This is a genomic window from Streptomyces sp. NPDC056628 (assembly GCF_042792555.1).
Taxonomy (GTDB): Bacteria; Actinomycetota; Actinomycetes; order Streptomycetales; family Streptomycetaceae; genus Streptomyces.
Window position 1 is genome coordinate 281,209 of sequence record NZ_JBHTWG010000001.1, and the last position, 18,663, is coordinate 299,871.

Genomic DNA, 18,663 nt, shown 5'->3' on the forward strand with positions numbered 1-18,663 from the left:
TAACGACCGCTAACCTCCCTGTCTAGAATCGTTCCCATGGCCATCAGAACCGACGCCCCCACCCGCCGCGAACAGATCCTCAAGGAGGCCGCGCGGCTCTTCGCCGAGCGCGGATTCCACGGCGTCGGTGTCGACGAGATAGGCGCCGCGGTCGGCATCAGCGGCCCCGGCCTCTACCGGCACTTCCCCGGCAAGGACGCGATGCTCGCCGAACTGCTGGTCGGGATCAGCGGCCGGCTGCTGACGGGCGCGAAGCGGCGCCTGGCGGAGGCGGCCGGGGTGCCGGCGGAGGAGGTCCTCGACTCCCTGATCGAGGGCCACATCGACTTCGCCCTCGACGACCGCCCCCTGATCACCCTGCACGACCGCGAGCTGGACCGCCTGCGCGACAGCGACCGCAAGCTCGTGCGCCAACTCCAGCGGCAGTACGTCGAGCTGTGGGTGGAGGTGGTGCGCCGGGTCTATCCGGAGCTCACCGAGCCGACCGCCCGCTCGGCCGTCCACTCGGTGTTCGGCCTGCTGAACTCCACCCCGCACCTGGGCCGTCCGGGTGTCCTGCCGGGGCGCGGGGCCACCGCGGACCTGCTGCACCGCATGGCGCGCGGGGCCTTCGGGGCGGCCGGGGGCGGGGCGCGTCCGCCGGAGGAGTGACGAGCGTTACGGTCGTTCCACCCTGGACGTCCTTCGCTACTCGCCGGTACGGTTGATGAGCAAGCGCTTAGACATGTACCGGTGGAGGTGGACGGCGTGCGCCGTACGGTGTTCAACGAGGATCACGAGGCGTTCCGGGAGACCATCCGGGCCTTCATCGAGGCCGAGGTCGTGCCGGTCTACGACGAGTGGTTCGCGGCGGGCCAGGCGCCCCGCGACTTCTACTACAAGCTCGCCGAGCTGGGCGTCTTCGGGATCCGCGTCGACGAGGAGTACGGCGGCGCCGGCATCGAGTCGTACAAGTTCGAGGCGATCATGTACGAGGAGACCGCCCGCGCCGGTGTGCAGTTCGGCGGCTCCGGTGTGCACGTGCTGCTCGGCCTGCCGTACCTGAAGATGCTCGCCACCGACGAGCAGAAGAAGCGCTACCTGCCGAAGTTCGTCACCGGCGAGGAGATGTGGGCGCTGGCGATGACCGAGCCGGGCACCGGCTCCGACCTCGCGGGCATGAAGACCACCGCCAAGCTCTCCGAGGACGGCACGCACTACGTCCTCAACGGCGCCAAGACCTTCATCACCGGTGGTGTCCACGCGGACCGGGTGATCGTGTGCGCCCGCACCGCCGCGCCCACCGCCGAGGACCGCCGCCACGGCATCTCCCTGTTCGCGGTGGACACCAAGTCCGAGGGCTACTCCATCGGCCGCAAGCTGGACAAGCTGGGCCTGCGCACCTCCGACACCGCCGAGCTGGCCTTCGTCGACGTCAAGGTCCCGGTCGAGGACCTCCTCGGCGAGGAGAACAAGGGCTTCTACTACCTCGGCCACAACCTCGCCTCGGAGCGCTGGGGCATCGCCTACGGCGCCTACGCGCAGGCCAAGGCCGCCGTCCGGTTCGCCAAGCAGTACGTCCAGGAGCGCACCGTCTTCGGCAAGCCGGTCGCGTCCTTCCAGAACACCAAGTTCGAGCTGGCCTCCTGCCAGGCCGAGGTGGACGCCGCCGAGGCCGTCGCCGACCGCGCCCTGGAGGCCCTGGACGCCGGTGAGCTGACGCCCGCCGAGGCCGCCTCCGCGAAGCTGTTCTGCACCGAGGTCGCCCACCGGGTGATCGACCGCTGCCTCCAGCTGCACGGCGGCTACGGCTTCATGAACGAGTACCCGATCGCGCGCCTGTACGCGGACAACCGCGTCAACCGCATCTACGGCGGGACCAGCGAGATCATGAAGACGATCATCGCGAAGGACATGGGCCTGTAAGCCCCTGACCTTCCCCGCCACGAGAAAAGGTGCCATGAACGAGGCACTTGAGAGCCTCCTCGATCTGCTCGACCTGGAGCAGATCGAGGTGGACATCTTCCGCGGCCGGTCCCAGTCCGCGGTCGTCCCGCGCGTCTTCGGCGGGCAGGTCGCGGCCCAGGCGCTCGTCGCCGCCGGCCGCACCGTGCCCGCCGACCGGCCCGCGCACTCCCTGCACGCGTACTTCCTGCGCATGGGGGACCCGGGCGCGCCCATCGTCTACAACGTCGACCGCATGCGCGACGGGCGCTCCTTCACCACCCGCAGGGTGGTCGCCGTCCAGCACGGCAAGCCGATCTTCGCGCTGTCGGCGTCCTTCCAGACGTACGAGGAGGGCCTGGACCACCAGGCCCCGATGCCGCCGGCGCCCGACCCGGCGTCGCTGCCCACCTCCGAGGAGCGGCTGCGCGGCTACGGGCACCTCGACCCGGCGGTCGTCGAGCGGTTCCTGGAGGCACGCCGGGCGGTCGACCTGCGCTATGTCGACGAGCCGCCCTACGGCCGGTACGGCGAGCCGCGCGAACCGCACTCCCAGGTGTGGTTCCGCACCAACGGCAAGCTCGCCGACGACCCGCTGCTGCATGTCGTGCTGGCCACCTACGTCTCCGACATGACCCTGCTGGACTCGGTGCTGCTCGCGCACGGGCGGGGCGGCTGGGCCGTCGGCGACGTGGTGGGCGCCTCGCTGGACCACGCCATGTGGTTCCACCGGCCGTTCCGCGCCGACGAGTGGCTGCTGTACGACCAGGAGTCCCCGTCCGCCCACGGCGGCCGCGGCCTCGGCCAGGCCCGTATCTACACCCAGGACGGCCGGCTCGCGGTGTCGGTGATCCAGGAGGGCGTGGTCCGCGTCCCGCGTGGCGACTGACGCGGAGGGCCTCCCCGAGCAGCTGACGTGATCTTCGCCTGACGCGACGACCGGCAGGGGGGATCTTGCCCACGCCGCGGCGCTTCAGGCGTTCGCCGGCGCCGGCAAGCACCACGGTGCGCTCCAGGACGCCGTCGTCGCGCTGACCGCCAAGGTCGCCGAACTGGGCAGACGCTGACGAGTCCGCCGTCGCCCGGCCCGTTCGGGGCCGGGCGGGCGCGCCTCAGGCGTCGCCGAGACCCGCCTCCGTCAGCAGGTACGCCGTCATCGGGTCGTAGTGGCGCGGGCTGACCACGTGGTCGTCCAGGGGGACGACGACCTGCACGGTGCCCTCGGCCTCGGCGAGGAACAGGGCCGGGTCGTTGCAGTCGGCGTAGCCGACGGAGTCCACGCCGTGCTGCCCCGCGTACCCCGCCCAGCCGTGGTCGGCGACCACGAGGTCGGGCAGCGGACGGCCCTCGCGCTCCAGGCCGGTGAGGATCGCCTTCATCGGGTCGCCGGAGTGCGTGTGCCACAGGGAGGCGCCGTGCTCCAGGACGGCCACGTCGGCGAACTGCATGACATAGCCCTCCTCGGTCTGCAGGCCCTCGGGGATCACCACGATCTCGCAGCCGGCCGCGCGCAGCGCGGCGGCCGTGGCGCGGTGCACGTCCAGCAGGCCCCCGGGGTGGCCGGTCGCGAACAGGACCCGCTGCGAGCCGTCGGCCGCCTTGCGCAGCCGGGCCGCCATGCGCTCCAGCGCGGCCACCGTCAGCTCCGGGTCGATGGTGTCCTGGCCGTGCCGGTGCTCGGCGTCGTCGCTCACACCGACGCGCTCCGCCATCACCGCCAGCACGTCCTGCTCGTCGGTCCAGCGGTCGCCGAGCTCCAGGCCGAGCCAGTAGTGGCGGTTGCCGTTCGCCAGCTGACGGTAGTGGGAGAGGTTGTTCTCGCGGGGCGTCGCGACGTCGCCCGCGATGCGGGTGCGGACGAGGTGGTCGACGAGCTCGGCGCGGCTGGGTGTCCCGGGTATCGGCATGGTCCCCATTGTGAGGCAGACGCCCGGCACGGCGTCTCGGTCCGGGGCGCGTGCGACGCGGGTCACTGCCCCGAACCGGACGCTTCGGCATGGCGCAGGGCGAACCACAGCTCCATGCGGACGTCCGCGTCGTCCAGGTCCGCCTCCAGCAGCGCGGCGCACCGGGCGATCCGCTGCCGGACGGTGTTGCGGTGCACGGACAGCGCCACCGCCGTGCGGTCCCAACTGCCGTGCAGCGACAGCCAGGTGCGCAGGGTGTCCGCGAGGGTGCCGGTCAGCGGCGCGAGCAGGGCGTGCGCGTGCGCCCGCGCCGCGTCCCCGGGGACCAGCTCGGCCAGGGCCGGGCGGTGCGTGCCGTGCCGGTGCAGGGGCGTGCGGGTGGCCCGTGCCCGCGCCAGCGCCCGGGCCGCCTGGGTGTCCGCCACGGTCCACTCCCCGGCCGGCACCGGGTCGCTCACCCCGAGCGTCCAGCCGGGCTGGGCGTCCGGCACCCGGTCCGCCGGGACGAGGACGCGGACGACGTCCCGCCCCAGGTCGACCAGGGGCGAGCCGAGGGCGGCGCCCAGCGCGGACGCCGCCACCGGGTCGCACGGGGGCGTGCCGGGCGCCGCGTGCACGACCAGCCAGGTCTCCGCGCCCAGCAGCGGGGCCACCGTGGGCGGCTCGGCCCCCAGCAGCAGCCGTACCAGGGCGGAGGAGCGGGCCGCCCCCGAGCCGCTCTGGTGCTCGCCGGTGAGCAGCGACAGCAGGACGGCGGCGACGGAGGCGACGGTGTGGTCCCCGGACCGGTGCTGCGGCGCGGCCACCCCGAGGACGAAGCCGTGCCCGGCGCCCAGCGCGTAGGCGGCGAGACGGGTGTCGCCGGCCGTGTCGGTGGCGGAGGTGGGCGTGCCGGGCCCCGTGGGCCGGACGACCGCCGCGAGCGCGGCCAGCGCCCGGCCGGCCGCCGGGTCCGCCGCCCGGCCCGCCGCGGCGACCCGCGTCCCCTCGGGGCCGTACAGGACCGCGTGCCCGCCCACCCGCTGGGCCAGCTGTCGCAGCACCGCCCGCACCGGGTCCGGGCGCGCCGCGGCGGCCGCCAGGCTCTGCTGGGCCTCCGCGACGCGCCGCAGCTCGGCGAGCCGGGCCTGCGCCATGAGCTGCCACACCGCGCGCGCCACCCCGGAGAACGTGGTGCGCGGCGGCACCTCGAGCAGCGGCAGGCCGTGGGCGTCGCACGCCTCGACGAGGGCGCGCGGCACGGTGTCGTGCACGGGGGCGAGACCGAAGCCGAGGGCGGCGCCGCCCGCCGCGACGATCCGCCCCACGTAGTCGTCGAAGTAGGTCCCCGTGCCGGCCGCCTCCGGGACGTGCACGCCCGCCGACAGCAGCAGCTCGCCGCCCAGCAGATAGGGGTAGGGATCGGCCATCTCCGAGGTGTGCGCCCAGTGGATCACCGTGCCCGCGTCCATGGGCCCGGCGATCTGGCGCAGACCCAGGTCGTCGCGGGCCAGGAGGGCCGACAACGGCACGGGCGGGGTGGGCGGAACCGCATGGTCCGGCATGGATGGTTCCTCCACTCGTGAGGCGGCGAATGGATGAAACGTACACTTCGCAGTCACTTTCCGGCCACCTACTGTCATTGCAGTCCGGCAGCCGCGGGTACGGGCGGTTGTCCCCGCGATCGCTGCCGGCCGTCCCCACCCCATCTGCACGACACGCCACCGGGATGTGCGCGAAGGAGGCCCCACCATGGCCGTCGACTACACAGTGATCGTCGTCTATCTGGCCGGCATGCTGGCCGTGGGCTGGTGGGGCATGCGCCGCGCCAAGTCCAAGAGTGAGTTCCTGGTCGCCGGACGCCGGCTCGGCCCCGCGATGTACTCCGGCACGATGGCGGCGATCGTCCTCGGCGGCGCCTCCACCATCGGCGGCGTGGGCCTCGGCTACCAGTACGGCCTCTCCGGCGCCTGGATGGTCTTCACCATCGGCCTCGGTCTGCTCGCCCTCTCCGTCTTCTTCTCCGCGCGGATCGCGCGGCTGAAGGTCTACACCGTCTCCGAGATGCTGGACCTGCGCTACGGCGGCCGGGCCGGTGTCATCTCCGGCGTCGTCATGTGGGCGTACACCCTGATGCTCGCGGTCACCTCCACCATCGCCTACGCCACGATCTTCGACGTGCTGTTCGACATGAACCGCACCCTGGCGATCATCCTCGGCGGCTCCATCGTCGTCGCCTACTCGACGCTCGGCGGCATGTGGTCGATCACCCTGACCGACATGGTGCAGTTCGTGGTCAAGACGATCGGCGTGCTCCTGCTCCTGCTGCCCATCGCCGTCGTCAAGGCCGGCGGGTTCGGCGAGATGAAGGCGAAGCTGCCGACCGAGTACTTCGACCCGCTGGGCATCGGCGGCGAGACGATCTTCACCTACGTCCTGATCTACACCTTCGGCATGCTCATCGGGCAGGACATCTGGCAGCGCGTGTTCACCGCCCGCAGCGACACGACCGCCAAGTGGGGCGGCACCGTCGCCGGCACCTACTGCCTCGCCTACGCCCTCGCCGGCGCGGTCATCGGCACCGCGGCCAAGGTGCTGTACCCGAACCTCTCCAGCGCCGACGACGCCTTCGCGACGATCGTCAAGGACGAGCTGCCCGTGGGCGTGCGCGGCCTGGTGCTGGCCGCCGCCCTGGCCGCCGTGATGTCGACCTCCTCCGGCGCGCTCATCGCCTGCGCGACCGTCGCCAACAACGACATCTGGTCGCGGCTGCGCGGGGTGGTCCGCCCCGACGGCGAGGCGCACGACGAGGTGAAGGGCAACCGCGCCTTCATCCTGCTGATGGGCCTCGCCGTGATCGGCACGGCCATCGCGCTGAACAACGTCGTCGAGGCCCTGACGGTCGCCTACAACCTGCTCGTCGGCGGGCTGCTCGTGCCGATCCTCGGCGGGCTGCTGTGGCGCCGCGGGACCGCGCAGGGCGCGCTCACCGCGGTCGTGGTCGGCGGTGTCGCGGTGATCACGCTGATGGCCACGCACGGCATCCTCGCCAACGAGCCCGTCTACTACGGCCTGCTGTCCTCCCTCGTCGCGTACGTCGCCGTCTCGCTGCTGACGAAGCCCACCGACCCGGCCGTCCTCGCCCTCTGGCGCGAGCGCCTGGCCGGACGGGAACCCGAACGCGCGTCCGAACCGGTGCCGGCCGGCCAGTAGAGTCTTAGGCACATACCCCGCATACGCCCTACCGCGTAGGAAAGAAGGCATTTCCTCATGACCAGCAACGAGACGCCCCGCGGCCCCGTCGACTCCTCCCGCGTCCCGCGGTACGCGGGTCCCGCGACCTTCGCCCGGCTCCCGCGCCTCGACGAGGTCGGCCGCGCCGACGTCGCCGTGGTCGGTGTGCCGTTCGACTCGGGCGTCTCGTACCGGCCGGGCGCCCGCTTCGGCGGCAACGCCATCCGCGAGGCGTCCCGGCTGCTGCGTCCCTACAACCCGGCGCAGGACGCCTCCCCGTTCGCCCTCGCGCAGGTCGCGGACGGCGGCGACGTCGCCGTGAACCCGTTCAACATCCACGAGGCCGTCGACACCATCGAGGCCGCCGCCGACGACCTGCTCGGCACCGGCGCCCGTCTGATGACGCTGGGCGGCGACCACACCATCGCCCTGCCGCTGCTGCGCTCGGTGGCGAAGAAGCACGGCCCGGTCGCCCTGCTCCACTTCGACGCGCACCTCGACACCTGGGACACCTACTTCGGCGCCGAGTACACCCACGGCACCCCGTTCCGCCGGGCCGTCGAGGAGGGCATCCTCGACACGTCCGCCCTCTCCCACGTCGGCACCCGCGGCCCGCTGTACGGCAAGCAGGACCTCACCGACGACGAGAAGATGGGCTTCGGCATCGTCACCTCCGCCGACGTCTACCGCCGGGGCGCCGACGAGGTCGCCGACCAGCTCCGCCAGCGCATCGGCGACCGCCCGCTGTACATCTCGATCGACATCGACTGCCTCGACCCGGCCCACGCGCCCGGCACCGGCACCCCCGAGGCCGGCGGCATGACCTCCCGCGAACTGCTGGAGATCCTGCGCGGTCTCGCCTCCTGCAACCTGGTCTCGGCGGACGTCGTCGAGGTGGCGCCCGCGTACGATCACGCGGAGATCACGTCGGTGGCCGCGTCCCACACGGCGTACGAACTGACCACGATCATGTCCCGCCAGATCGCGGCGGCGCGCGAGGAGGACGAGGGCAAGTGACCCACGACCACGACCTGGTACTCCGCCCGACGCGGGAGCAGATCACCGCCGCCCTGAATCCGCCGGCCGGCCGCAACGGCGGGGACCTGGTCGTGGAGACGCTGGCCGGGCTCGGCGCGACGACCGTGTTCGGACTGCCCGGCCAGCACGCGCTCGGGATGTTCGACGCGCTGCGCCGCAGCGACCTGCGCTACATCGGGCTGCGCGTGGAGAACAACGCCGGGTTCGCCGCCGACGCCTACGGCCGGATCACCGGCGAGGCGGCCCCGCTGCTGCTGTCGACCGGTCCGGGGGCACTGACCTCGCTGGCCGCGCTCCAGGAGGCGGCGGCCGCCTCGGCGCCGGTGCTGGCGATCAGCAGCCAGATCCCGACGGCGGGCCTCGGCGGGGGACGCCACGGCTATCTGCACGAACTCCCGGACCAGGCGGCCTCGTTCCGGGGTGTCGTGAAGTCGGTCCACACCGTGCGCACCCAGTCCCAGATCCCGTCCGCGATCGAGGCGGCGTGGAAGTCCGCGCTCACCACCCCCCACGGCCCGGTGTGGGTGGAGATCCCGCAGGACGTCCTGCTCGCCGAGACCTCGATCCCGGTCGTCACCGGCGGCGACGCCCTCCCCGAGGAACTGGTGCCGCGCCCGGAGCTGACGGCGGTGGCGGCCCACCTGCTGTCCCACGCCGAGCGCCCGGCGATCATCGCGGGCGGGGGAGTGGTCCGCGCGGACGCCTCCGAGAAGCTGCTCCGGCTGGCGGAGACCCTTCAGGCGCCGGTGGTCTGCACCCCCGGCGGCAAGGGCGCGTTCCCCTGGGAGCACCCGCTGTCGCTCCAGTCGTGGATCGAGGACCGGCACACCACCGACTTCCTGGAGGACGCCGACGTCCTGCTGGTGGTCGGCTCCGGGCTCGGTGAACTCTCCTCGAACTACCACACGTTCCGGCCGCGCGGCCGGGTCGTCCAGATCGAGGCCGACCTCGGCAAGCTGGAGTCCAACCACCCCGCGCTGGGCATCCACGCCGACGCCCGGCCGGCATTGCAGGCGCTGCTGGAGACCGTGTCCCCGCGGCACGACCCGGAGGCCCCCGAGCGGGTGCGCGAGGTGCTCGCGAAGGTGGCCGCCCGGATCGCCGCCCAGGACCTCACCCTGGAGCAGGAGGTGCTGGCGTCCGTGCGCCGGGCCCTGCCCGCCGCCTCCCCGTCCTTCTGGGACATGACGATCCTGGCCTACTGGGCCTGGTCGGCCTTTGACGCCAAGGGCCCCAACCGCATGCACTCCGCGCAGGGCGCCGGCGGCCTCGGCTACGGCTTCCCGGCGGCGCTCGGCGCGGCGGCCGCCGACCCGACCCGCCCGGTGCTCGCGGTGTCCGGCGACGGCGGCGCCCTCTACTCCATCGCCGAACTCGCCACGGCCCGGCAGTACGGGCTCGACGTCACCTGGCTCATCGTCGACGACGGCGGTTACGGCATCCTGCGCGAGTACATGACCGACGCCTTCGGCGAGGCCACGGCGACCGAACTGACGCGTCCGGACTACGTGGCGCTCGCCGAGTCGTTCGGCGTCCCCGGGATCAGGACCACGCCCGAGGCCCTGGAGACGGACCTCGCCAAGGCGCTGTCCGAGCCCGGCCCCTCGGTGGTCGTGCTCCCGGCGGTGCTGCGCATGTTCGCGCCCACACACCTGGGAACGGAGTGATCCGGGGGGTTACCAGATCGACTCGACCCACTCCGGGTGGTCGATGAACGGGTTGCGGTTGCCCTGGTACGACGTGTAGATGACGTCGTTGCGGCGCTGCTCGACGGCGTCCGGCGGATCCTCGTCGTTCCACTGCTTCAGGACCGACAGACGTCCGTGGTACGGGACGCCGCCGTTGATGGAGTCGTTGGCCTCGAGGTCGGGCCGGCCGTCGTCGCCCTCGTAGCGGACGGCCATGTAGAGGATCATGCGGGCCACGTCGCCCTTGACGGCGTCGCGGGGCTCGAAGGAGTTCGAGTCGGTCAGGCTGCCACCGGAGTTGGTGAAGCCGCTGCCGCCGTTGTCGAAGTCCTTGTTGCCGCGGACGGAGTTGACCTGGACGTCCTCGGCCCGCAGGTGGTGCAGGTCGGTGCCGGGCCCGGCCGAGGTGCCGAAGTCGCCGTGGGACTGGGCCCACACGTGCTCGCGGTTCCAGTTGCCGGTGCTGCCGCCGTTCAGTGACTTGCTGCGGGAGATGCCGCTGTAGAGCAGCTTGACGTTGTTGCTGTCGGCCGGGTCCTGGTCGGTGACCTTCAGGGCGTCCCAGACGGCCGAGTAGGAGAGCTTCGTCTGGTTGCTGATGATCCCGTGGAGGGCGGTCTTCAGGGCGGGCCCGGTCTTGCCGAGCGCGGCGGCGTAGTACGTGTCGTCGTACGCCGTGGTCGTCGCGGCGGCCGGGGCGGCGGTCAGGGCCGGGGCGGTGAGCCCGGCCAGGAGGGCGGCCGTGGTGAGGGCCACGGACGTCCAGCGCCGGGGGCGTGGGGATGTCGCCGGCATGAGGGGTCTCCTCTCGCGTGTCTACGCGGGTTGAGCGAAGGCGGCATCCGGAGCGTGACATGTGCATGCAGGTGTGTCGAGATCCTCTGCGTGTCCATCAGGTGAAGAAGCGGAGCAATTCTGTGCAAAAGCAGACGAGTTGCGGCTCTGTGGCGCCAACTCGGCTCCGTACCCGTACAACCATTCGCGCGCCCTCGTTGGTCAACAAGCCATGACTCACGGGACAGCGAGCGAGAACTCCACGGGCGCGGCCAGGCGCGCGCGAGCGGTCGTCGCGGCGGGCCTGGGCGCCGGCCTCGTCATAGCGCCGCTCGCCGCCGCCGCACCGGCCGCCGCGGCGACACCGGCCGTCAGCTGCACCTCGGCCGAGGCGGGGCTGGCCGACAAGCTGAAGCGGGACATCACCGCCGCCCTGGCCAACCGCAACGGCACCGTCGCGGTCGGCCTGTACGACAGCTCCACGAAGACCACCTGCACGCTCCGGGCGACCAGCGCCTTCGACTCGGCCAGCGTCGTCAAGGTCACCGTCCTGGCCACACTGCTGTGGGACGCCAAGAAGCACGACCGGTACCTCACCGACCGCGAGACGTCCCTCGCCAAGGCCATGATCACCAAGTCGGACAACGCCGCGACCACCACCCTGTGGAAGCAGCTCGGCATGACCAAGATCAAGGGCTTCCTCGGCGCCGCCGGCATGACGAAGACCGTCCCCGGCGCGAACGGCTACTGGGGTCTGACCCAGATCAACGTCACCGACGAGCAGAAGCTGCTCAAGCTCGTCACCGTCAGGAACACCGTGCTCAGCGACAACTCCCGCGCCTACATCCTCAAGCTGATGGGCCAGGTCGTCTCCTCGCAGCGCTGGGGCACCCCGTACGGCGTGCCGTCCGGCGTCTCCGTGGCCGTCAAGAACGGCTGGCTGCAGCGCGCCACGCACGGCTGGCGCGTGCACAGCGTCGGCGCCTTCAAGGGCGGCGGCCACGACTACGTGATCACGGTGCTCAGCCACGGCAACAGCACCATGAACTACGGCATCGCCACCATCCAGGGCGTCGCCAAGGTCATCCACAGGGACCTCGCGGCGAGCTGACCGCCCCGCCACGCCCCGCCGGATTGTTGCGGCGGGATGAAATCCGAGCTCACGGACGTTGGTGCCTTCCGGCAGACCAGGACGAACGGGAGGCACGGGCGTGGCAGCGCAGCCAGGATGGGCACGACGACTGTGGGGCTACGCCTGGCGCTACCCGAAGGACGTGATCCTCGCCCTCGGCTCCTCCCTCGGCGGCATGGCCGTCATGGCGCTGGTCCCGCTGATCACCAAGGTGATCATCGACGACGTGATCGGCGGCACGCGCAGCATGGCCGTCTGGGCCGGGCTGCTGATCGCCGCCGCCGTCGCCGTCTACGTCCTGACCTTCGTCCGCCGCTACTACGGCGGCCGGGTCGCCCTCGACGTCCAGCACGACCTGCGGACCGAGATGTTCCGGACGATCACCCGGCTCGACGGGCGCCGGCAGGACGAGCTGTCCACCGGGCAGGTCGTCGGCCGCGCCACCAGCGACCTCCAGCTGATCCAGGGCCTGCTCTTCATGCTCCCGATGACCATCGGGAACTTCATGCTCTTCCTGATCTCCCTGGCCGTCATGGCCTGGCTGTCGCCGCCGCTGACCCTGGTCGCCCTCGCGGTCGCCCCCGCCCTGTGGTGGATCGCGCGGCGCAGCCGCAGCAGACTGCACCCGTCCACCTGGTACGCCCAGGCCCAGGCCGCGGCCGTCGCGGGCGTGGTCGACGGCGCGGTCAGCGGTGTGCGCGTGGTGAAGGGCTTCGGGCAGGAGGAGCAGGAGACCGGCAAGCTCCGCGAGGTCGGCCGCCGGCTCTACGCCGGGCGGCTGCGCACCGTCCGGTTCAACGCGAAGTACACCCCCGCCCTCCAGTCCGTCCCGGCGCTCGGCCAGGTCGCCATGCTCGCCCTCGGCGGCTGGCTGGCGGTGCGCGGGCACATCACGCTCGGCACCTTCGTCGCCTTCTCCACCTACCTCGCCCAGCTGGTCGGCCCGGTCCGCATGCTCGCCATGGTCCTCACCGTCGCCCAGCAGGCGCGTGCGAGCAGCGAGCGCGTCCTGGAGCTGATCGACACCGAGCCCTCGATCAAGGACGGCGCCAGGGCCCTCCCGGCCGACGCCCCCGCCACGGTCGAGTTCGACGACGTCTCCTTCGGCTACGACGAGGAGCGCCCCGTCCTCGACGGGCTCAGCCTGGAGATCCGCGCCGGCGAGACCCTCGCCGTGGTCGGCGCCTCCGGCTCCGGCAAGTCCACCGTCTCCCTGCTGCTCCCGCGCTTCTACGACGTCACGCGCGGCGCCGTCCTCGTCGGCGGCCACGACGTGCGCGAGCTGACCCTCGACTCGCTGCGGGCCGCGATCGGGCTCGTCCCCGAGGACTCGTTCCTCTTCTCCGACACCGTCCGCGCCAACATCGCCTACGGCCGCCCCGACGCCACCGACGAGCAGATCGAGGCCGCCGCCCGCGCCGCCCAGGCCGACCGCTTCATCGCCGACCTGCCCGACGGCTACGGCACCACGGTCGGCGAGCACGGCCTGACCCTCTCCGGCGGCCAGCGCCAGCGGATCGCGCTGGCCCGCGCGATCCTCGCCGACCCCCGCCTCCTCGTCCTCGACGACGCCACCTCGGCGGTGGACGCCCGCGTCGAGCACGAGATCCACGAGGCCCTCAAGCACGTCATGGAGGGCCGCACGACCCTCCTCATCGCCCACCGCCGCTCCACCCTCGGCCTCGCCGACCGCATCGCGGTCCTGGACGCCGGCCGGCTCGCCGACATCGGCACCCACGAGGAGCTCCAGGAGCGCTCCGCCCTCTACCGCCGGCTGCTGACCGACCCCGACGAGCTCGGCGGGGTCTCGCCCGGCCACACCCAGCCGTCCTGTCCCCACGAGGACACCTCCGTCCGGGACGAGCTGGACGCCGAGTTCGACGCCGAGCGCGGGGTCACGCCCCGGCTGTGGACCGGCGACCGCGAGCCCAAGGACCTCGCGCTGGCCCAGTCGCCGGCCACCCCCGAACTGCTCGCCCAGGTCGAGGCCCTGCCCCCGGCGCTCGACACCCCCGACGTCGACGAGGCGAGCGCGGTCCGGCCCGAGCGGTCGTACGGGCTGCGGCGGCTGCTGCGGGGCTTCGGGCGTCCGCTGCTGATCAGCCTCGCCCTGGTCGCCGTCGACGCGGGCATGGGCCTGCTGCTGCCGATCCTGATCCGGCACGGCATCGACTCGGGCGTCAGCCAGGCCGCGCTGGGCGCGGTGTGGGCGGCGGCCCTGCTCGGCCTGCTCGCGGTCGGCGTCCAGTGGGCCGCGCAGGTCGGCGAGACCCGGATGACCGGGCGCACCGGCGAGCGGGTGCTGTACGCGCTGCGGCTGAAGATCTTCGCCCAGCTCCAGCGGCTCGGCCTGGACTACTACGAGCGCGAGCTGACCGGCCGGATCATGACCCGGATGACGACGGACGTGGACGCGCTGTCCACGTTCCTGCAGACCGGCCTGGTCACCGCGTTCGTCTCGGTCGTCACCTTCTTCGGCATCATGGGCGCCCTGCTGGTGCTCGACGTGCAGCTGGCGCTCGTGGTCTTCGCGACGCTGCCGCCGCTCGTCGTCGCGACCTACTTCTTCCGCCGGGCGAGCGTGAAGGCGTACGAGCTGGCCCGTGAGCGGGTGTCGGTGGTCAACGCCGACCTCCAGGAGTCGGTGGCGGGCCTGCGGATCGTGCAGGCGTTCCGGCGCGAGCGCGACGGCGGCGCCCGGTTCGCCGAGCGCAGCGACAGCTACCGCCAGGCCCGGATCCGGGGCCAGTGGCTCATCTCGATCTACTTCCCGTTCGTGCAGTTCCTGGCGTCGTCGGCGGCCGCGGCCGTGCTGATCGTGGGCGGGGTGCGGATCGACACGGCCACCCTGACGACCGGTGCGCTGGTGGCGTACCTGCTCTACATCGACCTGTTCTTCGCGCCGGTCCAGCAGCTCTCCCAGGTCTTCGACGGCTACCAGCAGGCCACGGTCTCGCTCGGCCGTATCCAGGAGCTGCTGCGCGAGCCGACGTCGACGCGGGCCGCCGAGGAGCCGCGCGAGGTGCGGGAGCTGCGGGGCGAGATCGCCTTCGAGGACGTGCACTTCGCCTACGGCGACGACGAGGAGGCGCTGTCCGGCATCGACCTGCGCATCCCCGCCGGGCAGACGGTCGCGTTCGTCGGGGAGACCGGCGCCGGCAAGTCGACCCTGGTGAAGCTGGTCGCCCGGTTCTACGACCCGAGCGCGGGCCGTGTCACCGTCGACGGCACCGACGTGCGGGACCTGGACCTGACGTCGTACCGCCACCGGCTCGGGGTCGTGCCGCAGGAGGCGTACCTCTTCCCCGGCACCGTCCGGGACGCCATCGCCTACGGGCGTCCCGGCGCCACCGACGCCGAGGTCGAGGCGGCCGCGCGGGCGGTGGGCGCGCACGAGATGATCGCGACCCTCGACGGCGGCTACCTCCACGAGGTCGCCGAGCGCGGCCGCAACCTCTCCGCCGGGCAGCGCCAGCTGATCGCGCTGGCCCGCGCCGAGCTGGTCGACCCCGACGTGCTGCTCCTGGACGAGGCGACGGCCGCCCTCGACCTGGCCACGGAGGCGCAGGTCAACCAGGCCACGGACCGGCTCGCGGGCCGTCGTACGACGCTCGTGGTGGCGCACCGGCTGACGACGGCGGCGCGGGCCGACCGGGTGGTGCTCATGGACCACGGCCGGGTCGCCGAGGACGGCACGCACGAGGAACTGCTGGCGCGCGGCGGGCGGTACGCCGAGCTGTGGCGGACCTTCCTCGGGCAGGCCGAGCCGGAGGAGCCGGTCGGCGTGGCCCGGTGAGCGCGGCCCCCGGGGCGGCGTGACGGCCGTGCAACCATCCGGCGTACGCCAGGCGTCCGTACACCAGTACGCTCATCGCCGGTGTACGGGGAGGACTTCGCAGTGGACAAGGGTGGGATACGCCGACGACTGGCCGTCTGCCTGGCGCTGGTGACCGTGTCCGGGCTGCTCGCGATCGCCGTTCCGGCGCAGGCGCACGCCGCGCCGAGCCGCTGCGAGGGGCGCAAGGTCAGGACGTACCCGTTCTCCACCGGGACGCTGTACGTGTACAGGAAGAACGGCTACGTCTGCGCCGTCACGCTGCCGAAGAGCCCCGGCCGCAAGCAGCGGATGATGGTCAGCGTGCGGGCCTACCGGGCCAACCCGGTCACGGACGAGGGCCAGTACACGCGCCGGGCCGGACCGGTCACCGTCCACGCCGGGCACCGCTGTGTGTGGGTGAAGGGCAAGGTGGGCCGGGGCTCGGTGAGCAAGGGCTGGATCCTGTGCTGACCCGCGGCGCGACCCGCCGTCACATCCGCCGGGCGCAGCCGACCGGCTTCTCGCCGCCCACCTCCACGTAGAGGGCGGTCGACGAGGGGCACTGGGACCGCCTGTCCACGGTCCTCGTCACCTTGTAGCCCGGCTTGTGCTCGCCCTCGCCGTCGCAGGCCGTCTCCCGGACCTGCCCGTCGCCCGAGCCGTAGACGCAGTCGCCGACGATCGTGCGGGGGCCGCCCCCGCCGCCGGGGTCCCCGGGGTGGGGCGGCGTGAGGTTGCGCATGCAGGCGTAGCCCTGGGGGACCGCGCCGTCGCCGTCCTCGTCGGAGGTCCGGTCCTGGGCGCTGATGTGCAGGACGAAGTCCGTGGTCCCCGGGCACGGCGCGCCGCCGCGGACCGCGCCGTCGTGCCGGGCCACGACCCGCGCGGCCGCCCGTTCGCTCGCGCACGGCACCTCGGTGAAGCTGGTCCGGCCGAACGAACTGCACTCGTCCACCGCGAGGAACACCGCCCCGTGCCCGCCGGGCCCCGGCGCGGTGGCCCGCCCCGTGGGCCCCTCCGCGCTCGCGCCCGGCGGGCCGTCCTCCAGGGCTCCCGAGGAACCCTGGCACCCCGTCAGCAGCGCGGCGAGCAGCGCCGGCACCGCGCACACGGCCGTCCCACCCCGTCCTCCACGCATCGCACCCCCCGGTCCAGCGTGACCCGCGACAGCGGGTACACGCCAGACATACGGGGTCCTTTGCGCCGGTCGGTGGCGAGTGCGCCCGTTGTGTGGCGTACAGGCGCTACGTCCGATGCGTCAGGAGGTCAGCGGCCGCGGTACGACAGCCCGTGGCCGACCGGGAACAGCACCCGGGACGGGTCGTCCGCGCGCTGCACCGGCACGGGCAGCCCGCCCTGCGGGGCCACCCGCCCGGCGATCACCCGGGCCGCGGCCCGCAGTTCGACGTCCGTCCAGGCGTAGGCCGCCAGGAAGGCCTTCACGCCGGGCAGACGGGCCACGTCGTAGGGGTTGCGGAGGGCGACCGCGACCACCGGCTTCCCTGTGGCGAGAAGCTGTTCGACGAGTGTCTTCTGCGTACTGGACGCCGTGACGTTGTACGTGCCGACCACCACCGCGTCCGCCTCGCGCGCCGCCTCCACGGCCCGTGCGACGGTCGCCGAGGACGGCGCCGTACCGGTCGACAGGGCGGTCGCCGTGAAGCCCAGCTCGGTCAGGGCCGCGGCGAGCACACCGGTCGGCGGGCCCGTCGTGCCGGACGGAGAGGCCGGGTCGGCGCCCACGACCAGCACCCTGCGGTGGGACCGGCGGGACAGCGGCAGCAGCGACCCCTCGTTGACCAGCAGGGTCGTGGTGCGCTCGGCGATGCGGTCGGCGGCCTTCAGGTGGGCCGGCGTGCCCACGGAGCGGTCCACTCCCGACTGGCTGACGTACGGGTCGTCGAACAGCCCGAGCTTCGCCTTCAGGCGCAGGATGCGCAGGATCGATTCGTCGAGCCGTGCCTCGGTCAGCTCGCCGTCCTGCACGGCCTTCAGGACCGCGTTCCACGCCACGTCCAGGTTCGGCGGGTTCAGCAGTTGGTCCACGCCCGCCTTGAGCGCGAGGACCGGGACCCGGTCGTCGCCGTACTTCGTGCGGACGCCCTCCATGCCGAGCGAGTCCGTCACCACCAGCCCGTCGTAGCCGAGTTCCCCGCGCAGGATGCCGGTGAGGATCGGGTGGGAGAGGGTGGCCGGGTCGCCGGAGTCGTCGAGGGCCGGGACCATGAGGTGCGCGGTCATGATCGAGTCGATGCCGGCGCGGACGGCGGCCCGGAACGGCGGCGCGTCCAGCTTCTCCCACTGCTCACGGGTGTGCGTGATGACCGGGAAGCCGGTGTGGCTGTCGACGGCGGTGTCGCCGTGGCCGGGGAAGTGCTTGGCGGTCGCCGCGACCTGGCGCGCGTGCTGGTACCCGGCCACCTCGGCGGCGACCAGGGCGGCCACCGCGTCCGGCTCGGAGCCGAAGGAGCGCACGCCGATCACCGGGTTCGCCGCGTTGACGTTGACGTCGGCGACGGGGGAGTAGTTCTGCCGGATGCCCAGCGCCCGCAGCTCCTCCCCGGCGAGCCGGCCGAGGGTGCGGGCGTCGGAGCGGGAGCCGCCGGCGCCGACGGCCATGGCGCCCGGGAAGAGCGTGGCGGGCTCCCCGACCCGGCACACGATGCCGTGCTCCTGGTCGGTGGAGATGAGCACGGGCAGGCCGCGCGGCTGGGCGAGCGACGCCTTCTGGATGCCGTTCGACAGACCGGCGATCTGGTGCGGGTCGCGGGTGTTGTGCGCCCAGGTGAAGTAGATGATGCCGCCCACCCGGTACTTCGCGAGCAGTTCGGCGGCCGTGCGCACGCCGATCTCCTGGAGGTTGGCGTCGACGTCCGCCTGGTCCGGGTCGGTCGCGGAGTGGCCGTAGACCCGCATGACGAAGAGCTGGCCGACCTTCTCGGGCAGCGTCATCCGGTCGATGAGGGCGCGCAGCCTTCTGTCGTCGTGCGGGGCGGCGTGCGCGGTGCCGCCGAGGGCCAGGGCGCCGGTGAGACCGGCCGTGGCCGCCAGGACCAGGCGTCTTGAAGGCGATGCGGTGCTTCCCGTGCTGGTGTCGGGCACGTGCGCTCCTTCCGGAGGTGGCGCTGTGAAGGAAACTTCCGAGGAGTCGCCAATATCCGGGAAGTTTCT

General features: G+C 72.7%; 14 protein-coding genes. 9 read left to right on the forward strand and 5 right to left on the reverse strand.

Annotated elements, in window-relative coordinates; genetic code table 11:
- The first annotated feature begins 36 nt into the window (after positions 1-36).
- The 3 genes from ACFRAC_RS01270 to ACFRAC_RS01280 all read left to right on the forward strand — a co-directional run bounded on the left by ACFRAC_RS01270 (position 37) and on the right by ACFRAC_RS01280 (position 2,812).
- On the forward strand, positions 37-651 hold the full coding sequence (locus tag ACFRAC_RS01270) for a TetR/AcrR family transcriptional regulator (protein WP_382919345.1): 615 nt from the start codon (positions 37-39) through the stop codon (positions 649-651).
- 96 nt (positions 652-747) lie between these two features.
- Complete coding sequence (locus tag ACFRAC_RS01275; protein ID WP_382919905.1) at positions 748-1,905, forward strand: acyl-CoA dehydrogenase family protein; 1,158 nt, start codon at positions 748-750, stop codon at positions 1,903-1,905.
- A gap of 34 nt (positions 1,906-1,939) precedes the next feature.
- Positions 1,940-2,812 (forward strand): acyl-CoA thioesterase, encoded by an 873-nt coding sequence (locus ACFRAC_RS01280; RefSeq protein ID WP_382919347.1) that lies wholly within the window; start codon positions 1,940-1,942, stop codon positions 2,810-2,812.
- A gap of 223 nt (positions 2,813-3,035) precedes the next feature.
- Here the strand turns inward: ACFRAC_RS01280 and ACFRAC_RS01285 are convergent, their stop codons facing one another.
- Complete coding sequence (locus ACFRAC_RS01285) at positions 3,036-3,830, reverse strand: phosphatase (RefSeq protein ID WP_382919348.1); 795 nt, start codon at positions 3,828-3,830, stop codon at positions 3,036-3,038.
- A 62-nt stretch (positions 3,831-3,892) separates the two neighbouring features.
- On the reverse strand, positions 3,893-5,374 hold the full coding sequence (locus tag ACFRAC_RS01290) for a PucR family transcriptional regulator ligand-binding domain-containing protein (protein ID WP_382919349.1): 1,482 nt from the start codon (positions 5,372-5,374) through the stop codon (positions 3,893-3,895).
- 187 nt (positions 5,375-5,561) lie between these two features.
- Here ACFRAC_RS01290 and ACFRAC_RS01295 point away from each other — a divergent pair, with 187 nt between their 5' ends.
- From ACFRAC_RS01295 to ACFRAC_RS01305, 3 genes are read left to right on the forward strand one after another with little or no spacing between them, the layout of a single operon-like run.
- Complete coding sequence (locus tag ACFRAC_RS01295) at positions 5,562-7,022, forward strand: sodium:solute symporter (RefSeq protein WP_382919351.1); 1,461 nt, start codon at positions 5,562-5,564, stop codon at positions 7,020-7,022.
- Positions 7,023-7,079: 57 nt separating this feature from the next.
- Positions 7,080-8,060, forward strand: coding sequence for an agmatinase (speB, locus tag ACFRAC_RS01300; RefSeq protein WP_382919352.1), 981 nt, complete (start codon positions 7,080-7,082; stop codon positions 8,058-8,060).
- A complete protein-coding gene (locus tag ACFRAC_RS01305; RefSeq protein ID WP_382919354.1) occupies positions 8,057-9,748 on the forward strand; it encodes a thiamine pyrophosphate-binding protein in 1,692 nt (563 codons plus the stop codon). The genes speB and ACFRAC_RS01305 overlap by 4 nt, the downstream gene beginning before the upstream one ends.
- Positions 9,749-9,757: 9 nt before the next feature.
- Here ACFRAC_RS01305 and ACFRAC_RS01310 read toward each other — a convergent pair whose 3' ends face one another.
- Positions 9,758-10,564, reverse strand: a complete 807-nt coding sequence (locus tag ACFRAC_RS01310) for an endonuclease I family protein (protein ID WP_382919355.1) — start codon at positions 10,562-10,564, stop codon at positions 9,758-9,760.
- A 211-nt stretch (positions 10,565-10,775) separates the two neighbouring features.
- Between ACFRAC_RS01310 and ACFRAC_RS01315 the strand changes: the two genes are divergently transcribed.
- The 3 genes from ACFRAC_RS01315 (at position 10,776) to ACFRAC_RS01325 (ending at position 15,963) form a co-directional block, all read left to right on the forward strand.
- Positions 10,776-11,654 carry a serine hydrolase gene (locus tag ACFRAC_RS01315; protein ID WP_382919357.1) on the forward strand — a complete coding sequence of 293 codons (879 nt, stop codon included), beginning with the start codon at positions 10,776-10,778 and terminating at the stop codon, positions 11,652-11,654.
- 100 nt (positions 11,655-11,754) lie between these two features.
- On the forward strand, positions 11,755-15,471 hold the full coding sequence (locus ACFRAC_RS01320) for an ABC transporter ATP-binding protein (protein ID WP_382919359.1): 3,717 nt from the start codon (positions 11,755-11,757) through the stop codon (positions 15,469-15,471).
- 102 nt (positions 15,472-15,573) lie between these two features.
- Positions 15,574-15,963, forward strand: coding sequence for a hypothetical protein (locus ACFRAC_RS01325; protein ID WP_382919360.1), 390 nt, complete (start codon positions 15,574-15,576; stop codon positions 15,961-15,963).
- A 19-nt stretch (positions 15,964-15,982) separates the two neighbouring features.
- Here the strand turns inward: ACFRAC_RS01325 and ACFRAC_RS01330 are convergent, their stop codons facing one another.
- Both ACFRAC_RS01330 and ACFRAC_RS01335 read right to left on the reverse strand, forming a co-directional pair.
- Positions 15,983-16,630: a hypothetical protein gene (locus ACFRAC_RS01330; protein WP_382919362.1), complete on the reverse strand. Its 648-nt coding sequence runs from the start codon at positions 16,628-16,630 to the stop codon at positions 15,983-15,985.
- Positions 16,631-16,758: 128 nt separating this feature from the next.
- On the reverse strand, positions 16,759-18,594 hold the full coding sequence (locus ACFRAC_RS01335) for a glycoside hydrolase family 3 N-terminal domain-containing protein (RefSeq protein ID WP_382919364.1): 1,836 nt from the start codon (positions 18,592-18,594) through the stop codon (positions 16,759-16,761).
- Positions 18,595-18,663 lie beyond the last annotated feature (69 nt).

What these genes read in the sequence shown, in the direction of transcription:
- speB (WP_382919352.1), top strand. Translation starts at nt 7,080, where the DNA reads ATGACCAGCAACGAGACGCCCCGCGGCCCCGTCGACTCCTCCCGCGTC.
- ACFRAC_RS01285 (WP_382919348.1), bottom strand. Translation starts at nt 3,830, where the DNA reads ATGCCGATACCCGGGACACCCAGCCGCGCCGAGCTCGTCGACCACCTC.
- ACFRAC_RS01295 (WP_382919351.1), top strand. Translation starts at nt 5,562, where the DNA reads ATGGCCGTCGACTACACAGTGATCGTCGTCTATCTGGCCGGCATGCTG.
- ACFRAC_RS01270 (WP_382919345.1), top strand. Translation starts at nt 37, where the DNA reads ATGGCCATCAGAACCGACGCCCCCACCCGCCGCGAACAGATCCTCAAG.
- ACFRAC_RS01330 (WP_382919362.1), bottom strand. Translation starts at nt 16,630, where the DNA reads ATGCGTGGAGGACGGGGTGGGACGGCCGTGTGCGCGGTGCCGGCGCTG.
- ACFRAC_RS01310 (WP_382919355.1), bottom strand. Translation starts at nt 10,564, where the DNA reads ATGCCGGCGACATCCCCACGCCCCCGGCGCTGGACGTCCGTGGCCCTC.
- ACFRAC_RS01290 (WP_382919349.1), bottom strand. Translation starts at nt 5,374, where the DNA reads ATGCCGGACCATGCGGTTCCGCCCACCCCGCCCGTGCCGTTGTCGGCC.
- ACFRAC_RS01315 (WP_382919357.1), top strand. Translation starts at nt 10,776, where the DNA reads ATGACTCACGGGACAGCGAGCGAGAACTCCACGGGCGCGGCCAGGCGC.
- ACFRAC_RS01280 (WP_382919347.1), top strand. Translation starts at nt 1,940, where the DNA reads ATGAACGAGGCACTTGAGAGCCTCCTCGATCTGCTCGACCTGGAGCAG.